Annotated in this window: 15 protein-coding genes; 3 read left to right on the plus strand and 12 right to left on the minus strand. The window is 65.0% G+C overall.

Features of this window, described 5'->3' with window-relative positions; all coding sequences use genetic code 11:
• The first annotated feature begins 18 nt into the window (after window positions 1-18).
• The 3 genes from X803_RS0103745 to X803_RS17610 are packed head-to-tail and all read left to right on the plus strand — an operon-like array spanning window position 19 to window position 4516.
• Window positions 19-1629 (plus strand): ABC transporter permease subunit, encoded by a 1611-nt coding sequence (locus X803_RS0103745; protein ID WP_026544091.1) that lies wholly within the window; start codon window positions 19-21, stop codon window positions 1627-1629.
• Complete coding sequence (locus X803_RS0103750) at window positions 1629-2552, plus strand: sugar ABC transporter permease (RefSeq protein WP_026544092.1); 924 nt, start codon at window positions 1629-1631, stop codon at window positions 2550-2552. The genes X803_RS0103745 and X803_RS0103750 overlap by 1 nt, the downstream gene beginning before the upstream one ends.
• Window positions 2552-4516 (plus strand): glycoside hydrolase family 13 protein, encoded by a 1965-nt coding sequence (locus X803_RS17610; RefSeq protein WP_035777843.1) that lies wholly within the window; start codon window positions 2552-2554, stop codon window positions 4514-4516. The genes X803_RS0103750 and X803_RS17610 overlap by 1 nt, the downstream gene beginning before the upstream one ends.
• Before the next feature lie 93 nt (window positions 4517-4609).
• On the opposite strand, the gene X803_RS0103760 is transcribed toward X803_RS17610, so the two are convergent.
• From X803_RS0103760 to X803_RS0103815, 12 genes are all read right to left on the minus strand, one after another.
• On the minus strand, window positions 4610-5458 hold the full coding sequence (locus tag X803_RS0103760) for a phosphatidylinositol-specific phospholipase C/glycerophosphodiester phosphodiesterase family protein (RefSeq protein ID WP_026544093.1): 849 nt from the start codon (window positions 5456-5458) through the stop codon (window positions 4610-4612).
• A 37-nt stretch (window positions 5459-5495) separates the two neighbouring features.
• Window positions 5496-7097 (minus strand): alkaline phosphatase D family protein, encoded by a 1602-nt coding sequence (locus X803_RS0103765; RefSeq protein ID WP_026544094.1) that lies wholly within the window; start codon window positions 7095-7097, stop codon window positions 5496-5498.
• A 707-nt stretch (window positions 7098-7804) separates the two neighbouring features.
• Entirely contained in the window at window positions 7805-9259 is a 1455-nt protein-coding gene (locus tag X803_RS17615; RefSeq protein WP_051470421.1) for a S8 family serine peptidase, read from the minus strand.
• 172 nt (window positions 9260-9431) lie between these two features.
• The gene (locus X803_RS0103775; RefSeq protein WP_026544095.1) at window positions 9432-10736 is read right to left on the minus strand and encodes an ATP-binding protein; all 1305 of its coding nucleotides are present in this window, start codon (window positions 10734-10736) and stop codon (window positions 9432-9434) included.
• A 218-nt stretch (window positions 10737-10954) separates the two neighbouring features.
• Window positions 10955-11137 (minus strand): hypothetical protein, encoded by a 183-nt coding sequence (locus X803_RS0103780; protein WP_156929949.1) that lies wholly within the window; start codon window positions 11135-11137, stop codon window positions 10955-10957.
• Window positions 11138-11315: 178 nt separating this feature from the next.
• On the minus strand, window positions 11316-14339 hold the full coding sequence (locus tag X803_RS0103785; protein ID WP_026544097.1) for an alpha-mannosidase: 3024 nt from the start codon (window positions 14337-14339) through the stop codon (window positions 11316-11318).
• 6 nt (window positions 14340-14345) lie between these two features.
• Window positions 14346-15248 (minus strand): carbohydrate ABC transporter permease, encoded by a 903-nt coding sequence (locus X803_RS0103790; RefSeq protein WP_035777845.1) that lies wholly within the window; start codon window positions 15246-15248, stop codon window positions 14346-14348.
• A complete protein-coding gene (locus tag X803_RS0103795; protein WP_026544099.1) occupies window positions 15245-16099 on the minus strand; it encodes a carbohydrate ABC transporter permease in 855 nt (284 codons plus the stop codon). The genes X803_RS0103790 and X803_RS0103795 overlap by 4 nt, the downstream gene beginning before the upstream one ends.
• A gap of 122 nt (window positions 16100-16221) precedes the next feature.
• Window positions 16222-17589 (minus strand): extracellular solute-binding protein, encoded by a 1368-nt coding sequence (locus X803_RS0103800; protein WP_026544100.1) that lies wholly within the window; start codon window positions 17587-17589, stop codon window positions 16222-16224.
• Window positions 17590-17756: 167 nt separating this feature from the next.
• Complete coding sequence (locus tag X803_RS0103805; protein ID WP_026544101.1) at window positions 17757-18368, minus strand: DUF305 domain-containing protein; 612 nt, start codon at window positions 18366-18368, stop codon at window positions 17757-17759.
• A 74-nt stretch (window positions 18369-18442) separates the two neighbouring features.
• On the minus strand, window positions 18443-18979 hold the full coding sequence (locus tag X803_RS0103810; protein ID WP_026544102.1) for a hypothetical protein: 537 nt from the start codon (window positions 18977-18979) through the stop codon (window positions 18443-18445).
• Window positions 18980-19017: 38 nt separating this feature from the next.
• A complete protein-coding gene (locus X803_RS0103815) occupies window positions 19018-21189 on the minus strand; it encodes a copper-translocating P-type ATPase (protein WP_026544103.1) in 2172 nt (723 codons plus the stop codon).
• Between the last annotated feature and the right edge of the window lie 109 nt (window positions 21190-21298).

The following is a 21298-nucleotide window of genomic DNA, read 5'->3' on the forward strand; positions in this document are numbered from 1 at the left end:
CGAAAGCCTGCTGCCACGATGAATGCACTGGACACCAAGCCCGCGCCGCTGACGCCGGGGCCCCATTCCCGCCCGCGGACGCTCCGCGGACCTGACTCGCTCACCGGAATTCTCATCAAGATTGCGCTGCTCGGTCTTGTCGACGCCTTCGCGGTCTATGTCCTGATCATCCTGTTCATGCAGGAGAAATGGGCGCTGTTCGTCGTATCTGCTGCGGTCACCGTACTCATCAACTGGATCTACCTGCGCCGCGGCGGGCTTCCTGCGAAGTACCTGGCGCCCGGTGTGTTCTTCCTGATCGTTTTCCAGATCTTTGTGGTGGTATTCACCGGCTATGTGGCCTTCACCAATTACGGGGACGGGCACAACAGCACCAAGGAAGACGCCATCGCCGCGATCCAGCTCACGGCGCAGCAGCGCGTCCCGGATTCGCCTGCGTACCGCGTTGCGGTGCTGGAGCAGAACGGCGAAGTCTCGCTGCTGTTCACCGATCCCGAGGGCGATGCGTTCCTGGGCAACAATGAAACCTCACTGACCGAGGTGCCCGACGCCGAGCGCGATTCCACCGGCAAAGCCATCGGCGTCGAAGGCTACAACACCCTCGACCTCGGCCAGATCCTGGCCAACCAGGACAAGGTTCTTGGACAGGTCATCCCGTTCGACGAGGATGATCCGGGAGCCGGCTCCCTCCAGACCGCGGACGGCAGCAACGCCTACATCTTTGCGCCGACCATGACGTACGACGAGGAGACCGACACCTTCACCAACATCGAAACGGGCATGACCTACGTCGACGGCGGAGGCGGAAACTACGTCGATGAAAACGGTCAGGCCATCAATCCGGGCTGGAAGATCGACGTCGGATTCGCCAACTTTGCCCGCGCCTTCACCGACGAAGGCCTGCGTGGACCGCTGCTGCAGGTTGCGCTGTGGACCTTCACCTTTGCAGTGGCCTCGGTTGCCACCACCTTTGCGCTCGGGCTCTTCCTGGCCATCACGTTCAACCGGCAGGATCTGAAGGGCAAGCGCATCTACCGCGTGCTCATGATCCTCCCCTACGCCTTCCCGGTGTTCCTTTCCGGTCTGGTGTGGTCCGGCCTGATGAACCCCGAGTTCGGTTTCATCAACGAGGTGCTGCTGGGCGGTGCGTCCATCCCCTGGCTGACCGACCCGGTGATCGCCAAGATCAGCGTGCTGCTGGTGAACCTCTGGCTGGGATTCCCGTACATGTTCCTGGTGTGCACCGGCGCCCTGCAGTCGCTGCCCGAGGATGTGGACGAGGCCGCCCGGATGGACGGTGCAAGCTCCTGGCGCATCTTCGGAGCCATCAAGCTGCCGCTGCTGCTGGTCTCCGTGGCGCCGCTGCTGATCTCAACGTTCGCGTTCAACTTCAACAACTTCAACGTGATCTTCATGCTGACCGGCGGCGGGCCGCGGATCGAGGGCAGCACCATGAACATCGGTGCCACCGACATCCTGATCACCCTGGTCTACAAGGTGGCGTTCGGAGGTGGCGCGGGCCGCGATTACGGTCTGGCGAGCGCCCTGGCCATCCTCATCTTCATCATCGTTGCCATCATCTCCGCGGTCAGCTTCCGGCAGACCAAGTCCCTCGAGGAAGTGCACTAATGACTGCCACCATCGTCAAAGAAACGCGGCGCAGCCCTGAAAGCACCGGCCAGCCGCGGCGCAGCTTCGGCTTCTGGCTCCGGGACAAGGGGTGGCGCCACGCCGTCGGGGTTGTCATGGCCCTGTTCGCGATCTTCCCGCTGCTGTATGTGCTGTCCGCAGCGCTCAGCTCGTCCTCCACACTGGCGGGAAGCAACGCGCTTTTCAGCGACTTCGACAGCAGCTTCGGCAACTTCCAGGCACTGTTCTCCGACCCCACCCGGCCCTTTGGCCGCTGGTTCGTGAATACGCTGTTCATCGGCATTGTCACCTCAGTTGCGAGCGTGCTCCTCGGTGCGCTGGCCGCGTACGCCTTTTCCCGGATGCGCTTCACCGGACGCCGGCTTGGCCTGCTCAGCCTAATGCTTGTCCAGTTGTTTCCGCAGCTGCTGGGCATTGTGGCGATCTTCCTGCTGCTCAGCGGGATTTCCGACGTCGTTCCCTGGCTTGGTCTCGGCAGCCAGCTGGGACTCATCATGGTGTACCTCGGCGGCGCGCTCGGCGTGAATACGTATCTGATGTACGGGTTCTTCAACACGGTGCCGAAGTCACTGGATGAGGCTGCACGGATTGACGGTGCCAGCCACGCCCAGATCTTCTTCACTATCATCCTGCGGCTGGTCACCCCGATCCTCGCGGTGGTGGGCCTGCTGTCCTTCATCGGCATCACCAGCGACTTCATCATCGCGTCGGTGGTACTGACGGATCCGGATGCGCAGACCCTCGCCGTTGGCCTGTACTCGTACGTGGCGACGCAGCGTGCGGAGAACTGGGGCGTATTTGCGGCCGGTGCGGTGCTGGCTGCGCTGCCCGTGATGGCGCTGTTCCTGTTCCTGCAGAAGTACATCACCAGCGGTCTCATCTCCGGGTCCGTCAAGGGCTGATGTTCGCCCAACCGCACCATGACGGATCGGCGCTGTATGTGCCCTTCCCGCCCGCACTGGGATCCCCGGTGCCGGTCCGTCTGCGGGTGCCGCAGTCCTACGGTCCGGTGCTGCGGGTCTTTGTCCGGTCGCTGCGGGATGCGGAACCGCACTATGACGAGGCTGTGTTGCTTTTTTCGGGTGATGGTTCGGGTGCCGTTTCGGGTGCTGGGGCTTTGGTTTGCGCCGGCGCCTGGGACTGGTGGGAGGCGTCGCTTCAGCTCGTCAACCCGGTGACCCAGTACCGGTTCCTGCTGGAGGTAGCCTCGTCCGATGGGTCGTCCGAGGGATCATCGTGGCAGTGGCTCAATGCGGAGGGACTGTTCTTCCGCGACACCGCCGATGTCCACGACTTCCGGCTGGTGACCCACGAGCCCGCACCGGAATGGGCTCGGCGCGGCGTGATCTACCAGATCTTTCCCGACCGGTTCGCCCGGTCCGCTCGGGCTGCATCCCGTGCGCTGCCCGAGTGGGCGGTCGAGTGCACCTGGGATACGCCGGTCCAGCCGGCGGGTGCGGACACCCCGTACCAGTTCTACGGCGGAGACCTCGATGGAATCACCGAGCGCCTCGATCACATCTCCTCCCTGGGCGCCACCGTTGTCTACCTGACGCCGTTCTTCCCGGCGCGGTCCAACCACCGGTATGACGCATCCACCTTCACCTCGGTGGATCCCCTGCTCGGCGGCGATGAGGCGCTGATCCGTCTGGTGGAGGCTGCGCATGCCCGGGGCCTGAAGGTGATCGGCGACCTGACCACCAACCACACGGGCGATGCGCACGAGTGGTTCCAGGCGGCGTCGTTGGATCCTGCTTCCGAGGAAGCGGGCTTCTACTACTTCTCCGAAAACGGCTCCGACTACGCGGCCTGGTTCGGCGTGCCGAGCCTGCCGAAGCTGAACTGGCTCTCCCCCGCGCTCCGGGAACGATTTATCGGTGGGCCCTCGTCCGTCGTCGCGCGGTTCCTGCAGCCGCCGTTCAATCTGGACGGCTGGCGGATCGACGTCGCGAACATGACTGGGCGCCACGGTGCGGTTGACCTGAACCGTTCGGTGGCCTCGGCCGTGCGTTCGACCATGCGGGACGTCAATCCGGACACGCTGCTGCTGGCCGAGTCCACCAACGATGCGGCGCTCGATTTCGGCGGCGACACCTGGCATGGGGCCATGACGTACTCGAACTTCACGCGCCCGCTGTGGCAGTGGCTGGCAGGTTCCGCTGCGGACCGGGTGAACTTCTTCGGTACTCCCCTGCCCGGGCCGAACCGCATTCCGGCCGAGCAGTTCGTTGAGCTGCACTCCGTGTTTGCCGCCGCGTTCCCCTGGCAGGTGCGGACGCAGAACATGATTGCGCTGAATACGCATGACACCGCGAGGGCTGCGACGGTGATGATTCCCGGTGGGCAGCTGGTCGGGTTGGGCATTCTGTTCTCGATGCCCGGGATTCCCACCCTGTTTGCCGGTGACGAGTTCGGGCTGCAGGGCGTCAACGGTGAGGATTCCAGGACGCCGATGCCGTGGGATTCGCTCTCCCGGGAACACCATGACCTGTACGACGCCGCGGCTCACCTTGGACGTCTGCGTCGCGACGTGCCGGCGCTTGCTTTCGGAGGACTGCGGTGGCTGTACGCGCAGGGCGACGTGCTGGCCTATATCCGTGAGCACGCTTCGGGGTCGGTGCTGGTGGTGGCGTGCCGTTCCGGGTTCGATGACGTGACCCTGCCCCTGGACTCTGTCGGTGTCGAGGCTCCCGATAGCGCCGTGGACCTATGGGGTACCGGCTGTATCGCGGCGGAGTGGGAGCTCGTCGCGGGTTCCGATGCGGGCTCGGGCGCGGGTTCCGTCAGCTTCCGCGGCGACGGCCCCGGCGTCCGGCTCTGGCTGGTCCCGGGCGTTGTGGGCCCCCCGGTTCCTGACCCCTCCTGACAGGTCTCGGACGCAGAAACTGCCCGCAGGTGCAGGATCGCCGATTCGAAGCGGCGGTTTTGCACCTACGGGCAGTTTCTGTGCGGAGTCGGGTTACTGCTGCCGCAGGAAGTCGGCGAGACCCGCCAGGTCGTCAGTGTTGATGTGGTCCACGCCGGCGTTGACGAGTTCGGTCCACACGGCGTCACGGGCAGCGCCCTCGGTGTCCGGGGTAGCCCAGAAGCGGACGCGGTACCCGGCGTCGTGCGCTGTTTCGACGTAGGTCTGGAGTTTGGTGCGTTCTTCCTCAGGCATGGGGCCTTCGCCGCGCCAGGTGAAGAGCTGCGTCCAGTTATTGCTCACGAGCGGCATGAGTTCCGCGGGCATCCCCAAGGAGAGGTCCGAGGCCCGACCGTCATAGAACCCGAATCGCTGCGTGGCCGCTTCCATGGTCGCAAGAGGCCGGTTTCCACTGATCACCGCAGTCACCGGTCCCTGCTTGGTTGACCCGTGACTGTACCGGGTCAGGATCGGCCGGTGTTCTGCGAGTTCTTCCTCGATGGCGGCGTACGTTGCTTCGCCCTCGCTCTTGATGTCGATGAGCAGCTGGAATTCACCGTCCCAGCCCGGGTAGACGCTGCGTCCCTGGCCCTTCACGAGGTCGGTCAGCGGGTCCAGGTACAGGCTCTCGAGGGTGACGCCGGGCTCGACGTCATCGAGATCATGGGCCACGAGGAGCTCCCCGTCGACCAGCCAGACGTCGGCCTCCACACTGGTGAAGCCCTGTTCCAGTGCGTCGAAGAGCGGGCGATCATGTTCGTAGTCGTTGTGTGCGTGGGCGGCGGCCTGCGGTTCACCGAGTACGACGGCGGTGGGCTGGGCGGGTGCCGCTGCCACCGGCGCGGCGCTGATGGTGAAGGCGGCTAGGGTAGCGCATACAGCGGTGAGGTGAAGGAGCTTCATGGGGTTCCAGACTGTCGGGATTGGTTGGTTGGGAGGGTCAGGCGTTCTTTTCCACCTGGGCGATGCCCGGGCGTCCTGCTTCGACGTAGAGGGTTCCGTTCGTGGTCAGGGGTGCGTCCGGCGTCGTCACGTAGGGCACCACCTTGTAGTCGGTGCGCCACTGGGTGGGGGTCAGTTCGCACCGCACATAGCCGCGCTGTGCGTTATGGAATTTCAGGTGCGGATTTTCTGCGAGCCACTGCTGGCCGGTCGCGTCCATATCGCGTCCGTTCCCGCCCGAGCTGATGGAGGTCCCGAGGAATTCGGTGCCGATCGTTGGGGATGACTGGTCATCGAAGTTGAGCTTGAGGTCCGCGGCGGCGCTCCGGTGGGCGTCTCCCGTGAGGATGACGAAGTTGTCGACTCCGCGCTGCTGCACGCCGTCGTACAGGCGTTGCCGGGCAGCGGCGTAGCCGTTCCAGGTGTCCATTCCGAGCCCCACCTGAGGTCCGGGTGTGGCGTCCACCTGCATGGAGAAGACCTGGTTGCCCATGACGTTCCAGGTGGAGTCTGAGCGTTCCATGCCGTCCAAAAGCCACTGCTCCTGCGTTTCCCCGAGCATGGTGCGGGTGGGGTCCAGACGCTCGTCGCAGTCGATGGCCCGGCCGCCGCCGCAGACCTGATCGTCCCGGTACTGCCGCGTGTCCACCATGTTGATCTCCGCGAGGTTCCCGAATTTGGCGCGGCGGAACAGTTGCATATCCGGGCCGTTCGGCTTGTTGGCAAGACGTAGCGGCTGGAACTCGTAGAACGCCTGGAACGCCGCTGCCCTGCGCTCGAGGAACACGGCGGGATCCTGGTCCGGCTCGTTGTCTTCCTGCGAGATACTGCCGGCCCAGTTGTTCTCCACCTCGTGATCATCGAGCGTGACCAGCCAGGGGAAGGCCGCATGCGCGGCCTGCAGATCCGGGTCCGTCTTGTACTGGCCGTGGCGTACCCGGTAGTCACTGAGCGAGAAGATCTCCGATACAGGCAGGTGTCCCCGGCCAAGCTGGCCCTGGCCGTCACCTTCGTAGATGTAGTCGCCGAGGTGCAGGACCACGTCCAGGTCCTCCTGCGCCAGATGCTTGTACGCGGTGAAGTAGCCTGCGGGAAGGTTCTGGCAGCTGACGAATGCGAACGCCATGGAGGCGAGCGCCGCACCTGCGGCAGGCGCCGTCTTGGTCCGGCCCACCGGGCTGAGCTGTCCGGCTGCGCGGAAGCGGTACCAGTACTCGCGGTCAGGCCGCAGGCCGCTCACTTCGACGTGGACTGAATGGCCGAGATCCGGTGAGGCTATCTCCGCGCCTGCACGGACCACCCGGGCAAAGGCGGGATCCTCGGCGATCTGCCAGTTCACCGGAACGGCCTTGTTGGGCATTCCGCCCTTGCCATCCGGTGCTGTCGGTTCCGGTGCCAGTTTGGTCCAGAGCACGACGCCGTCAGGCACCGGCTCCCCGGAGGCCACTCCCAGCGAGAAGGGATAGTCGGAGAACTGCGGATTGGCCCAGGCACGGCTTGGCTGGGTTGCAGCCATGCCGACGGCGGCGGCGAGCGTGCCGCCTCCCAGGAGGCTGAGGAAACGGCGTCGGTCAGTGCTGGCGGAAAGGGCATCGAACATGGTGGCAGGACCTCCGGATAGGCGACTGCCACCATTGAATCGGGCGCATCCGAACTCCCCGCCACCCGGATTTGAACACCATGCGGACAGTTAGTTAACTCAGGCATGCAGTTCTCGCCCGCAGATGCAAAAACTGCCCGCAGGTGCAGGATCGCCGGTTCGAAGCGGCGGTTTTGCACCTACGGGCAGTTTCTGCGGGCCCGGTTCGGATTGATCCTCGCGCCCCGTGCTATTGCCCAACTTTTTCTGACAGTCGCGGGATGAGAAACGCCCCCACCCGTCGCTCATCCAGCAACCGGGCCTATGGCACCCGTTTCCAGGTGGTGATGTGGCCAAACCTGCAGCGTGGGCAGGGCGTCAGCGGTACGTCCGGACGGTTCAGAGTGACGGTATGGCCTGCTTCATCCCGGTACGAGCCGATTCCCGGTCTCTCGCCGATGCTGTACATGCGTGTCTCCCCCTGGTGGATCTTTCGGTTGGGGGAACTGTAGATGCCGCTACTGACAGTTTTGATCGGACGCCGAGGTGACACCTTGCCGGAGGTGTGATCATGCGCTGCCTGCGGATACCGCGGATCGACCGCGTTGCTTCCGAAGAGATCGGCAATTCACGGACCTATGGCTGACCGCTACTTTCCATGCTCTGGACGCGCGCATCCACCCCACCTCGTGATCAGGAGGACGACGGCGCCGCCCTCCTGACCGCTACTACTTCGCCCGAATCGTGTTGGACCGCGCCGACTCCGGGCTGCTGCCGATCTTGTTCGTGGCCACAACGCTGAACGAGTAGTAGCTGCGTGACCGCAGGCCGGTCACCGTGACGCTGGTCGCCGAGGCTGAGACGGACAGCGCCGCGATCCTGCTTGTGCCCGAATAGACGTGCAGGGTTTGCCCGGTCAGCGGCGAACCGCCGTCGCTGCCCTTGGTCCACGTAACCGTGGCCGACTTGCTGCCCGCAGTGGCTTTCACATTGGTAGCGGCCGCCGGCTTGGTGGCCGTCGTCGTCGTTCCTGTGCCGACATACAGCAGCCGGTTCGGCGTGCCCGTCGATGCTCCCGCGATGACGCCCGTCGTGGAGGCTCCGGCGATATTGGTCGCCACCTGCGCCGGCGTCAGTGCCGGATTCTGGGAAAGCACGACGGCGGCAGCACCGGCCACATGCGGTGAAGCCATCGAGGTGCCGTTCAGGGTCGCAACCGCGGTATTGGAGGTGTGATAGGCCGATGCAATTCCGACGCCGGGCGCATAGAGGTCAACGCAGGACCCGGTGTTGGAGAAGGAGGCCTGCCGGTCCGAGGAATCGCTCGCTGCGATAGTGAGAGCGGCTGAAACCCTGGCCGGTGAGCTGGTGCACGCGTCGACAGAGGAATTCCCGGCAGCCACGGCGGCGGTGACCCCGTCGTTGATCACACTCTGGAGCGCGGCATCAACGGTGGAGTTCGCCCCGCCGCCGAGGCTCAGGTTCACCACGGCGGGCACGCCGGAAGCATGGTGGGCGGCGACCCAGTCCAGACCGGCGACGACGTCGGACATGTACCCACCGCCGTCGCAGTTCAGAACGCGGACCGGAATCACCGTGGAGGACTTCGCAATGCCGTAGGTGGTGCCGGCTACCGTGCCGGCCACGTGAGTGCCGTGCCCGTTGCAGTCGGATGATCCGCGGCCGTCCGCGATGGTGGTGTATCCGGCGGCGACCCGACCGCCGAAGTCCGTGTGGGAAGCCAGAACACCGGTGTCCACGACATACACGTTGACGCCCGCGCCGGCGGCCGGCGGCGTATAGGTGGAGGAGAGAGGCAGGGTCCGCTGATCGCTGCGGTCCAGTCCCCACGGAGCGTTGGACTGGGTATTCGAGATCCGGACGGGAAGGTCCTGCTCGACGGCCACGACGTTCGGTGCGGTAGCGAGCGCTGCGGCTTGTGCCGGCGTCGTCGTAATCACGGCTGCACGGACGGCAGTGGAAAAAGTGCGCCCAACGGCCTTGCCTGATTTCCGCAGGGAAGCGGCGGCTGCGGCAACATCGGTGCCTGGCGCATAGCGGACCAGGTAACGGACGGGGTCTTCGCCGGTTGCGGGTGCGGCGGTTGCGGCGCCTGGAACGAAGGCGCTCAGGGCGACCGCTGTGATGGTTGCGGCAGTGAGAGCGCGGAATGATGGGCGCACGGTTTACCTTTCAGGACCGAAGGTGGACGGACAAGTTCGACGGCGGTTGGTCGCCGGATGACTTTCCCAGAACCAAGCTATCCGTGCGCCAGACGCTACGGCTCGGATCTTGGGAAACCCTCGGGGAAAGCTGACCGAGCTGCGCCAAAAGCTGCGTGTTTTATACCGAGCGCTACACCCGCCCCAGGGCGCCGATGTCCTCCAGGAACTGCTCGTGAACCTGTTCGCTGACGGTAGTTCTGGTGTCATCGATCGCGTCGAGATAGTCCTGCGTGGACGGACCCTTTCCAGGTTCCCGCTCCCCCGGCCCGCTGCCGTTGCCGTTCCCATAGACGGCTTTCTCCAACGCACGCTGCGAAGCGCTCCGGGCTGCGTACTCAATGTCAGCCGGGGTGAAGCCATCGGTGCGGCGCACCAGAAGGTCCACATCGACGTCGTTCACTACGGATGCCGGAATGAAGCGCTGCCACATGGCCTCGCGGGCCTGGTGGTCCGGCAGACCGATGGGGATGACGTAGTCAAAGCGCCCGTGGCGCAGAAAAGCGGAGTCGAGGGTGCGGATGAAGTTCGTGGCGCAGATGAGCAGCCTGCCCGGCTGTTCGCGGAACGCTGGGATGATTTTCAGGAGCTCGTTGGTGACTCCCTGCAGCGGCGACGGCGGTTCTCCCGACCGGTGCGACGCGATTTCCTCCACCTCATCGATGAAGACGACGGCGTGTTCCAGCTCCGCGATCTGCAGGAACGTCTCCCGGAGCGCCCCCGCCAACCCCTGCGGATCAGCTGCCAGCCTCGACGGGAAAACCTCCACGAACGGCCATTCCAGCCGGGAAGAGATCGCCTTTGCGAAGGTGGTCTTACCCGTTCCAGGCGGACCGAAGAGAACGACGGCGCGCGGCGGCACCACGCCGAATTCATCCGCCAGATCGGCCTTGGCCAGGGGCAGAACCAGACGACGCTCCAGCAGTTCCTTTTCCCTATGCATCCCGGACACGTTTTCCCACAGTCCGCGAGCAAGCACCCTGCCGCCCAGGGAGCTCAAGGGCTCAAGTTCCTGACGCTGGACCGGGATGATCCGTTCGAAATAGCGCAGGTTCTGCTTCATCGCGAAGCCTCTGCTGATGAAGGCGCCCACCCGCGTTTCGGCTTCCGGCATCAGCGCTGAGAGCTTGGTCAGCCCGTGCGGAGCCATCCGGCTTTCCACGGCAGCGAGCAACGCGGTTCCGATCCCGCGGCTTCGGTATTCAGGGAGGATGGCCAGGAATACGATCCAGCCCTGGTCATGTGCAGCGCGCCCCACTGCCGCGCCGATCACCTGGTCGTTCTGAACCGCGACGACGGCATGATCCTTCTCGCAGGATGCCAGCACTTCCGAGAGGGAATAGACGGGCTCGACGTTGTTTGCCTTGACGGTCTCCCAGAGGTGCAGGATGCCGTCCAGGTCAGTCGAATGGAAGTCTCGAACCCGCCACTTCGTCATGGTGTGCCTTTCCTTGCCGGATGTCCCCTCCACTCTCCAGCATTTCTGCGCAATGTGGGGCTGTTGTGGATGAGAAGAAACGCCGTTCTTTGCGGGAGGTCAAAAAAGTTCATCACCCGGTGGGGCGCTTTTGCTGGGCGGAGCCGAATGATGCCGGCGGGCGCAACAAACTTGGCGGACGTCACCGGTTAGGTCAAGCCCAACGTAACCGGCGTGGGTTAGTCGCCGCCCGAAGAACCCTCGCGGCCGGCTTCCTCCTGGCGCTCCTGCAGCTTCTGTTCTGCTTCCTGACGCCGATGCAGCATAGCCTGTTCATCCTGATTGCTGCTGTGATCATCAGGAGTCTTCGGTTTGGGTCGGTCAGCGACGTTGTGCTCGTCTTCGTGGGAAGTCTCGCTCATGCCAACCATGCTCCCACCGGCCATCCAGGAAGGGAACCGGCAAGGCAAGAAAAGCGGAACGTCAAAGAACGAATCGGCTCAACGGCACCCGGTTACTGTCCGAAGTGAATCAGTCGAACCCGAACCAACGCCGAACCCGAACCAACGCCAAACCCAACCCGGCCTTATCAGAGCCGGCCTAAGCAGCCCCAACCCGAAACCGCAGCGTCACCAACTGGAACGGGCGCAACGAAAGCGCCACACCGTCGTCGTCGTCGTTCATGAAATCAACGGAAAGAGGCCGCTCCAACAGATCCGTCACCTCCACCGACGAGTACCCGAACCCGGCCGAAACCATCACCGACGCCCTGCCGCCCAACGCCTCATACAGCCGCACAATGACATCGCCGCTGCGGTCCTCCGCCAACTTCACAGCTTCCACCACCACCGCCGGGTTGGACACCGTCACCACCGGTTCAACCGACGACGATGCCACCCCCGCCACCGCACGAACCGGCAGGTTCACCCGGTAGCCCTCCGCAACCGCCTCGGCAACCCCGGACGCCGGACGCAGCGAGAACCGGAAAGAGTGCGATCCCTGGTCGGCCTCCGGATCCGGAAACAGCGGTCCACGCAACAGCGACGCCCGCACCAGCGTGTGCGGCACACCGGAGGGCGATTCCGCCCGGGAAATGTCATACCCATACGTCGAATCGTTCGCCAGCGACACCCCGAACCCGGGCTCCCCCACGTGCACCCAACGGTGCGCCACCGTCTCAAAACGCGCGGCATCCCAGGACGTGTTCACGGCGGTAGGCCGCTGAATATACCCGAACTGGATCTCCGACGCCGCACGGTCCGCCAGCACATCCACCGGAAACGCGAGCTTCAGCAGCTTCTGCTGCTCATGCCAATCGGCCTCGATCGCCATGTCCACCGCGGTACCGTCAGCACTCAACGAAATGCGCTGCACCAACCGCGACTTCCCGAAGACCCGCTCCACCCGCAACACCGCACCGACAGCCTCCACCGCCACCGCATCGGTCAGCTCGGTGACGTTGAACTTGTAGTGCTCGTCGATGTCCCACGCATCCCACTGGTTCGGCGTATCCCGGAACAGCTGCAGCACATTCGCCCGCGTACCGGCCGGAATCACTTCACGGCCACCGCTAACCCCAGAACCGCCGCTGACCAGCGAGGTGAACAATCCGTTCTCATCGACCGTGAGCCGCAGCGAATCACTCTCCAGCACCCAGGAAGATCCCTTCCGCACCGGTTCAAAAACAGCCGACGACGGCGGCACCGCACCTCCCAGCGCAGGCACGCCGCCGACGGCGTACGGGCCTGCATTCAACGACACGGCAGCGGCACCGGTACCCAGCAGCGCACCCAGCGCAGCTGCAATCAGCGACTCGAGTGATGCCTCGACCGCCGTGTAGTTGCGCTCCGCTTCCTCATGCACCCACGCAATCGAGGATCCGGGCAGGATGTCATGGAACTGCTGCAGCAGGACGGTGTGCCAGACGGTTTCGAGCTCGTTGTACGGGTAGTCGAAACCGGCACGGAGCGCAGCCACGGAACACCACAGCTCGGCCTCACGCAGCAGATGCTCACACCGGCGGTTGCCATGCTTGGTCCGGGCCTGGGAGGTGTACGTGCCACGATGAAACTCGAGATACAGCTCACCGGACCACACGGGCGCATCCGGATACTCGGCAGCCGCCTCCGAGAAAAACCGGGTCGGCGAGGACAGTGTCACGGACGGCGAGCCCTCCAGCGAAGCGGTGCGTTCCGCCGCCGCGAGCATCTCGCGGGTAGGCCCGCCGCCGCCGTCGCCCCAGCCGAACGGAACCAGCGACGTGTTGGCGGCGCCCTTCTCCCGGTAGTTGCGCTGGGCCCGCGCGAGGTCAGGCCCGCTGAGATCCGAGTTGTACGTGTCCACCGGCGGGAAGTGCGTGAATACCCGGGTGCCGTCGATACCCTCCCAGTTGAAGGAGGAATGCGGAAACAGGTTGGTCTCGTTCCAGGAGATCTTCTGCGTCAGGAAGTACCGCGATCCCGACGCCCGCACCAGCTGCGGCAGCGCCGCCGAGTACCCGAAGGAATCCGGCAGCCACACCTCCTGCGGTTCCACGCCGAAGTTCTCCAGGAAGAACCGTTTCCCGGCGACGAATTGCCGGGCAAGGGCCTCTCCCCCGGGCATGTTGGTATCGGATTCCACCCACATGCCGCCCGTCGGCACAAACTGCCCGGACCGGACCTTCTCCGCAACCCGTTCAAACACGTCCGGATAGAAGGACTTGAGCCACGCATACTGCTGCGCTGAGGACGCCGCGAACACAAAGTCGGGGTTGCGGTCCATCAGTTCCAGCACGTTGGAGAAGGTCCGCGCCACCTTCCGCACCGTCTCGCGGACCGGCCAGAGCCAGGCACTGTCGATGTGCGCGTGCCCGACCGCATGAACCCGGTGCGCACTCGCATACGCGGGCGATTCCAGCACCCCGGCCAGGCAGGCACGGCCGGCGGCAGCCGTCCCGCTGATGTCGGAAGGGTCGACGGCGTTGATCGCCTTCTCCAGCGCGCGCAGGATCTCATGCCCGCGCGGGAGGTCAACGGGAAGTTCATGCATCAGCCCGTTCAGCGTCCACACGTCCTGGCCCAGCTCCCAGGCCTCACGGTCAAACACCGCCACCTCCGCCCGGCGGAAGGTGTACAGCGGATCGGCTCCGGCGGTGGACAGGGAACCCAACGGGGTGGGCTGGTAATCGAACCCGTCAATCACGTTGGGGTTGGAGGCCGCCTCAACATAGAACTCGACGGCGCTGCCCGGCGCCGCATCGAGCGGCACCCACATGTTGAGCGGCTCCAGCGCCTTGATCACCCGGCCGTCCGGCGCGTACACCAGCCCTTCTGCCTGGAACCCGGGCATGATCGTCGAGAACCCCAGGTCGATCACGGCCTCTACGGTCACGCCCGTGGACCATTCTTCCGGGACCGTCCCGGCGAACCGGAACCAGGTGGTCCCCCAGGGCCGCCCCCAGGCCGACCCGAGGACAAACGGCTCAAACCGCTGGGACGCTGCGTCCGTGAACGGCACCGGCTCGCCCGGTGCCTCCCAGAAGGACACCTCCAGCGGCACGGAAACCGGCCACACCGCAGGAGTCAGCCGTTCGGCGAGGAAGCGGACAATTCGCGCCTCAACCAGGAGTCGATTGTCATGCATGTGGATCTAACCTTTCAGGGCGCCCGACATGGCAAAGGAGCCACCGAACACACGCGAGACGAGGACGTACAAAACAATGACGGGCAGCGCGTACAGAATCGAGAACGCGGCCAGCTGCCCATATGCAACCGTCCCGAACTGCCCGAAGAACCGGAAAATACTCACCGCTGCCGGCTGGTTCTCCTGGGAGAACAGCAGGATGAACGGCACAAAGAAGTTTCCCCACGCCTGGATAAACACAAAGATGAAGACGACGCCGAGACCCGGCCGCATCAGCGGAACCACGATATGCCACAGCGCCTTCATGGCGGACGCGCCATCCACCCACGCCGCCTCCTCCAGCGACACCGGCACCGAGTCCATGAAGTTCTTGGTCATCCAGATGGCCATGGGGAGAGACGTCGCGGCCATGAAGAACGTTGTCGCCGCGAGCGAGTCCAGCATATTCAGCTGCACAAACAGGCTGTAGACCGGGACCATGATCGCGGTGATCGGCAGACACGTGCCGAAGAGCACCGTATAGAGGAACGGCCGGTTGAACCGCGTGTTGAACCGGGACAGCGGATATGCGGCCAGGACCGCCGCGATCACCGTGATGGCCGCCGATCCCGCGGACAGAATGACGCTGTTCCACAACGGCAGAAAGGTCTGTTCCGGTGTCAGGATCGCGGTGAAGTTGGCCAGGGAGAACGACGCCGGCAGGGCAGTCTCGTACGTCGCCTCTGCATCGAAGGAGGCCAGTACCAGCCAGCTCAGCGGCACCACGAAGCACAGGGCAATCAGTGCCAGAACGGCACTCGCGGTCCAGCTGGGTGAGCCCCGGCGGGCACCGCGGGAGCTGCGGGATCCGCCGGTCAGGGGTGCCGCCGTCGTCGTCTTTGTGGGTGTGCTTGAAACGGGAACGCTCATGCCGGGTTCCTCTCGCGCAACAGGCGGATGTAGGCGAGGGAGAATGCGGCGCCGATGATGAGCATGACCACGGCGATCGCCGTGCCGTAGCCGATGTCGCTGTAGCGGAAGGCTTCCTCGTAGGCCATGATCGGCAGTGTGGTGCTGCGGTTGGTGGGGCCGCCGGCGGTCATGACGTAGATCAGCGTGAACACCGCGAGGGTCTGCAGCGTAATGAGCATGAGGTTGGTCGCGATGCTGCGCCGGATCATCGGAACCGTGACGAAGACCAGCGTCTTGGCGCCGCCCGCGCCGTCGATCTCCGCCGCCTCCGTGACCTCCTGCGGCACGTCATTGAGCGCGGCCTGGTACACCATCATCGAGAACGCGGTACCGCGCCAGATGTTGGCGAGGATGATCGCGAACATCGGGTGCTCGAAGAGCCAGTCCACCGCCGGGAGGCCGGCAAACCCGGTGAGCTGGTTCAGCGTGCCGTCGCGGAAGAAGAAGGCGTACGCCACGAACGCCGCCACGATCTCCGGCAGCACCCACGCTGCCACCACGCAGATTCCGACGACGGCGGAAACTCCCCGGTGTGCCCGCCGCATCAGCAGCGCCAGGCCTAGTCCGAGGAAGTTCTGGCCGATCACTGCCGAGACGAGCACAAAGATGACCGTGAGCAGCAGCGACTTCGGGAAGAGCGGGTCGGCGAACAGGCTGGTGTAGTTGTCGAGCCCGATCCACTCGGGGTTCTTTGCGTTGGCACCGGTCAGCGCGGCGTTGGTAAAGGACCCGTAAAAAGACCACACGATGGGTCCGGCTAGGAAGATCCCAATCAGCACGACCGCCGGGAGCAGCGGCACCGCCTTGATGAGTGAGGTGGTGGAGCGGGAGCCCCGTCCGTTGCGCTCCCGCTCCTGCCTGTTGTCCCCGCGGTTACCCCGACGCGCGGCGCCGGAGGAAGAGCCCCGGGAAGTGACCGTGGAAGAGATGGCTACTCCTCGACGACGTTCTCTTCACCGACGATGGCCTTGAGTGCCTCGTCGTAGGTTGCTGCCGCTTCTTCCGGGGTGGCGCCACCGGTGATGACGGCTTCGGTGGCTTCCTGGACCGCCGTCGAAATCTCGGCGTAGTTCGAGGTTGCAGGCCGGTAGTTGGTGACGTCGAGCACAGCCGAGACGTCCTCGACGAACGGGTTGGCCTCAAGGTACTCGGGTGCGTCGGCGATGTCCGTCCGGACCGCGATCTGCGAGTTGTCCACCGTGTACTGCAGCAGGTTTTCCTGGCTCATGGCGGTGGTGAGGAACTCGAACGCGAGGTCGGGGTTCTCGGTTCCCGCGCCGACCGCCAGCGTCCAGCCGCCCGACATGCTCACGGCGCCCGGCTCCTGCCCGTCCTGGGTGGGGAACGGCGCCACGCCCATGACGTCGGCGTACTCCGGCCACTCCAGCATGCCGCCTTCCTGCCAGAACGACGGCGCGTAGGAACCTTCCACGGTGGCTCCCATCTGGTTCTCGGGGAGCATGGTGCCGAGCACCACCTGCCAGACGTTCGGATCGAGGGCTTCGGCCGGGGTGACGGCAAGTTCCTCGTCGTAGAGGGTCTTGAGGAAGGCCAGCGAGTCGATGAAGCCCTGCGAACCTGCGATCCACTTCTGCGACTCCTCGTCGTAGAGACCGCCGCTCTCCGTTCCGTAGAGCAGCTCGTAGAAGCTCTGCATCACGGTGCCCTCACCGGTGCCGGTTCCCGCGTACATACTGAAGGGCCGTGAATCGGGCTGTGCTTCCTTGACGGTGCGCGCCATCTCCAGGAGGTCGTCCCAGGATTCGGGCTGCCAGGGGACTTCCACGTCCGCGTCTTCGAGCACCTGCTTGTTGTACCAGATGACCCGGGTGTCGGTGCCGAGGGGCACCGCGTAGGTGCTGCCGTCGTCGGCCTTTCCTGCTTCCTTGGCCCCCTCGTTGAAGGCGTCCCATTCATCCCAGCCGGCCAGGTGTTCGTCCAGGTTCAGCAGGTAGCCGGCCTCGACGTCGGAGCGGAGGCGGAAGGTGTCCTCGTAGAAGACGTCCGGGGCGGTGTCCGGCGAGCGCTGCGAGAGGGCGAGGCGGGTGTTGTAGTCCTCGTCCGTGCCCTCGACCGGTTCCAGTTCAACGGTGACGCCCTCATTGGCGGCCTCGAACTGCTCTTTGGTGGTCTGCATCAGGGTGTCCAGCGGGGAGGCGTCCCCCGCCTTCTGGTAGATGATCCGCAGGGTGTTGCTGGAAGCTTCCTCCCCGCCGCCGCCGTTGCTGCCGGCGCAGCCGCTGAGGACGAGGAGCGCGGCAAGCGCCGCTGCAGGAGTGGTTCGAGAGGCGCCGCGCATGGTTTCTCCTTTGAAACTTGGGCATCGGGAGGCTGCCGCTATGCAGGAATAGTACATCGAATGGATTTAACCCACAATGCCCTGCGTTGATTCGGCAGGACACTCCCCTTATGGACCACTATTCACGGCGTGTCCTGCCAAATCAACGGTCAGGGGTGAGCAGAGGGTTAGAGACCCGCGAGCAGCTCCTGCATCTCCTCGATCTCCGCCTCCTGGGCGGCCACGATGGCTTCGGCGAGCGCGATCGCGTCAGGGTTCTCCCCGTTCTCGATCTCCTCCTCGGCCATGGCGACTGCACCCTCATGGTGCGCCGTCATGGTCTCGAGGAACATCCGGGAGGCGTCATCGGCTTCGGCCGATTCGAGCTCCGCCATCTGGTCCTCGCTCAGCATGCCCTCCATGGAATCCATGCCGCCCATGGAGTGGCCCTCCATGCCGCCGTCCATGGCCATGGGTTCGCCCCAGGCCTCCAGCCACCCGGTCATGGTATCGATCTCGGGCGCCTGCGCGTCCTTGATCCGGGTGGCCAGGTCCATCACTTCGGGGCTGATGCCTTCCTTCGCGAGCACGATGTCGCTCATCTCCACGGCCTGCCGGTGGTGGGGAATCATCATCTGCGCAAACATCACGTCGGCATCGTTATGCGCGGCGGACTCCTGCGAACTGGACGAACTCGAGCTACCGGACGTCCCGGGCTGCGACTCCGCACCCGCGCCGCAACCGGCCAGGGAAACGACGGCGGCAACGCCCAACGCTGAAAGGGAAAGGTAACGCTTCATGGTGATCTGATCCTTCTGTTCTCTGTGTCTGAAATGTGCTGGATGTGCCGCTGACAGGGCGCGGCTCATTCAGCTCAGGTCCGACTGATACAGAGCCGGATCAGACAGGGAGCAGGGATCGCCAGGGGTCGCAGGCGAATCAGGGGCGGCCCGCGCAGCAGCACCGTACCGGGCACCAGCCTCCCCGCTGGAAGCAGGAACGCCAACAGGGTAACCACAATGAACGCCAGCACACAGAGCCCCAGCGCCATGGCGTCGTCGTCCTCGCAGGAACCGGCACAACCGTGCACCTGCCCGGAGTCAGCACCGGCCGCCAGAACGGGAGCGGACCCAGCGTGGTGGGAGGCAGGTTCGACGGCGGCGGTCGCCGATGAAGGCGCAGCCTGATGAGGTGAAGCCGGAACGGCAGCCGCGCGATGGGAGACATGCTCGACGGCGGCCACCTGAGTCTGAGCCGGCAGCACATGAACACCGTGTGCCGCGGTCGGTCCGTGGCCGCCCATCCAGACATGCATCGCCAGGATCCCGACAATCACAGCCGTCAGGCCCAGAAAACCGACGACGGCGCGCGGAACGGCCAGGATTACCCTCGCCGTCCGTGTGCCGCTCATCGCGTTGCCTTCCCGATCATCGATCCCACTGTAGTGAACTACGCCCCAATCCGTTCCGGGCTGAGATCCACCCGGCGCAGCAGCTGCGCGTTCAGCGCCACCACGATCGTGGACAGACTCATCAGCACCGCTCCGGCCGCCGGTGAGAGCACGATGCCCGCGAAAGCCAGCACGCCGGCCGCCAGCGGAACTGCCAGGACGTTGTAGCCCGTTGCCCACACGAGGTTCTGGACCATCTTCCGGTAGCTCGCCCGTGAGAGATCGATCATCGCCAGCACCGACCGCGGATCATTCCCCGCCAGCACGACGCCGGCGGATTCCATTGCGACGTCGGTACCCGCTCCGATCGCGATCCCCACCTCGGACCGGGCGAGCGCGGGCGCATCGTTCACGCCGTCACCCACCATCGCGACCTTCAGCCCGCGGGACTGCAGTTCAGCCACCTTGGAGTCCTTGTCCTGCGGCAGTACGTCGGCGAAGACCTCATCGATACCCAACTCGGCACCGACTGCGTCCGCGACCTGGCGTGCGTCGCCGGTGATCATTGCGACCTTCACGCCGCGCTCCTGCAGAGCCTTCACCGCTGCCCTGGATTCGTCGCGCACCCGGTCCTCGAGCCGCAGCGCACCGATGATTCCACCGTCCCGGACCACGTGCAGCACCGAAGCGCCGCGGTCCACCCACTCCCGGATGGTGTCCGTCAGGTCCGCCGGCGTATCGAGAGCGAGCTCCCTGAGCATATTGGGACCGCCGACGGCCACGTCACTGCCGTTGACCGAGGCGCGGACTCCACGGCCGGTCATCGAGGAGAAACCGCTCCCCCGGTAGCCCAGAGCGGCGGCAGCCGGATGGTCCGCAGCAGCCCGGACGATCGCCCGGGCCACCGGATGCTCACTGTCGGACTCGGCAGCCGCGGCCAACGCCAGCAGCTCCTCCTCGCTGACGCCGCCGGCCGGCGCGGCCGCGGTGACGGCGTGACGCCCTTCGGTGAGCGTGCCCGTCTTGTCGAACAGCACGACGTCGATGGTCCGCATCCGCTCCAGCGCCATCCGGTTCTTGATCAGCACCCCGGACCTCGCGGCGCGTTCGGTGGAGATGGCAATCACCAGCGGGATCGCTAGGCCGAGGGCGTGGGGGCAGGCAATGACCAGCACCGTGACGGTGCGGATTACCGCGTCATTCGGGCTGCCCAGCAGCAGCCAGGCGATGAAGGTGAGGATGCCCGCGATCAGCGCGAAGTAGAACAGCAGTGCCGCCGCCCGGTCCGCGAGGGCCTGCGCCTTCGATGAGGAAGCCTGCGCCTCCGCAACCAGACGCTGGATCCCCGCGAGCGTGGTATCCGAGCCAACAGCGGTAACCTTCACCCGTACCGCGCTGTCCGTTGCGACCGTCCCCGCGACCACCGTCCCACCGACGGTACGGGACACGGTGCGGGATTCGCCGGTGATCATCGACTCGTCGAACTCGGCCGCGCCGTCAACGATGGTGCCGTCAGCCGGAACCCGGGCGCCGGACCGCACCAGCACGACGTCGCCGGGCACCAGCTCGCTCACGGCGACGGTTTCAATGCCCGCGTCCGTGACCTTGTCCGCTTCGTCAGGCAGGAGCGCGGCCAGCGCGTCGAGCGCTCCGGCAGCGGATCCGAGCGCGCGCATCTCCATCCAGTGGCCCAGCAGCATGATGACCACCAGCAGCGCGAGCTCCCACCAGAAGTCGAGATTGAGGTTTCCGATGCCGAGCGTGGTGATCCAGGAGGCAATGAACGCAACACTGATCGCCATGGCAATCAGCAGCATCATCCCGGGCTGACGCGATTTCAGTTCGGTGACGCCGCCCCGAAGGAACGGTGCGCCGCCGTAGAAAAAGATGACGGTCCCCAGGACGGGCGAGATCCACATCGAACCGGGGAACTCCGGCGGCGTATAGCCGACGATCATCGCAAACATGTGGCTGAACAGGACCACCGGAACCGACAGGATCAGGCTGATCCAGAACCTGTTCCGGAACATCGCCGTCGAGTGCCCGGCATGCTGGCCGTGGGTATGCACTTCATGGTCGGCGTCGGAGCGCTCGGCGTGTCCGGCAAGCTGCCCGTGGTGGGCATGCTCCTCGGAGAGGGCGGACTCGGGCTCCTGGGAGGGCATGGCCTGCCCGTGCGTGGTGGAATCAGAGATTGAAGGGCGGTTGCCGCCCTGTGGGTGATGCTTCATGGTGGTTCTCCTTCGCTGGCTGTGCCTGCATCGAGAGACCTTCAAGGAGTGTGTGGCCCGTGGGGCCTGGACTACCTGCTCCGGTAGACCTGAATTTATACCCCTGGGG

The sequence above is a fragment of the Arthrobacter sp. 35/47 genome, assembly GCF_000520475.1.
GTDB lineage: Bacteria > Actinomycetota > Actinomycetes > Actinomycetales > Micrococcaceae > Arthrobacter_D > Arthrobacter_D subterraneus.

Bases quoted from the DNA above. Each gene is read 5' to 3' on its own strand.
- X803_RS0103765 (WP_026544094.1), bottom strand. From the start codon at position 7,097: ATGTTCGATGCCCTTTCCGCCAGCACTGACCGACGCCGTTTCCTCAGC.
- X803_RS0103815 (WP_026544103.1), bottom strand. From the start codon at position 21,189: ATGAAGCATCACCCACAGGGCGGCAACCGCCCTTCAATCTCTGATTCC.
- X803_RS0103775 (WP_026544095.1), bottom strand. From the start codon at position 10,736: ATGACGAAGTGGCGGGTTCGAGACTTCCATTCGACTGACCTGGACGGC.
- X803_RS0103805 (WP_026544101.1), bottom strand. From the start codon at position 18,368: ATGAAGCGTTACCTTTCCCTTTCAGCGTTGGGCGTTGCCGCCGTCGTT.
- X803_RS0103745 (WP_026544091.1), top strand. From the start codon at position 19: ATGAATGCACTGGACACCAAGCCCGCGCCGCTGACGCCGGGGCCCCAT.
- X803_RS0103785 (WP_026544097.1), bottom strand. From the start codon at position 14,339: ATGCATGACAATCGACTCCTGGTTGAGGCGCGAATTGTCCGCTTCCTC.
- X803_RS0103760 (WP_026544093.1), bottom strand. From the start codon at position 5,458: ATGAAGCTCCTTCACCTCACCGCTGTATGCGCTACCCTAGCCGCCTTC.
- X803_RS0103790 (WP_035777845.1), bottom strand. From the start codon at position 15,248: ATGAGCGTTCCCGTTTCAAGCACACCCACAAAGACGACGACGGCGGCA.
- X803_RS17610 (WP_035777843.1), top strand. From the start codon at position 2,552: ATGTTCGCCCAACCGCACCATGACGGATCGGCGCTGTATGTGCCCTTC.
- X803_RS0103750 (WP_026544092.1), top strand. From the start codon at position 1,629: ATGACTGCCACCATCGTCAAAGAAACGCGGCGCAGCCCTGAAAGCACC.
- X803_RS0103800 (WP_026544100.1), bottom strand. From the start codon at position 17,589: ATGCGCGGCGCCTCTCGAACCACTCCTGCAGCGGCGCTTGCCGCGCTC.
- X803_RS0103780 (WP_156929949.1), bottom strand. From the start codon at position 11,137: ATGAGCGAGACTTCCCACGAAGACGAGCACAACGTCGCTGACCGACCC.
- X803_RS0103810 (WP_026544102.1), bottom strand. From the start codon at position 18,979: ATGAGCGGCACACGGACGGCGAGGGTAATCCTGGCCGTTCCGCGCGCC.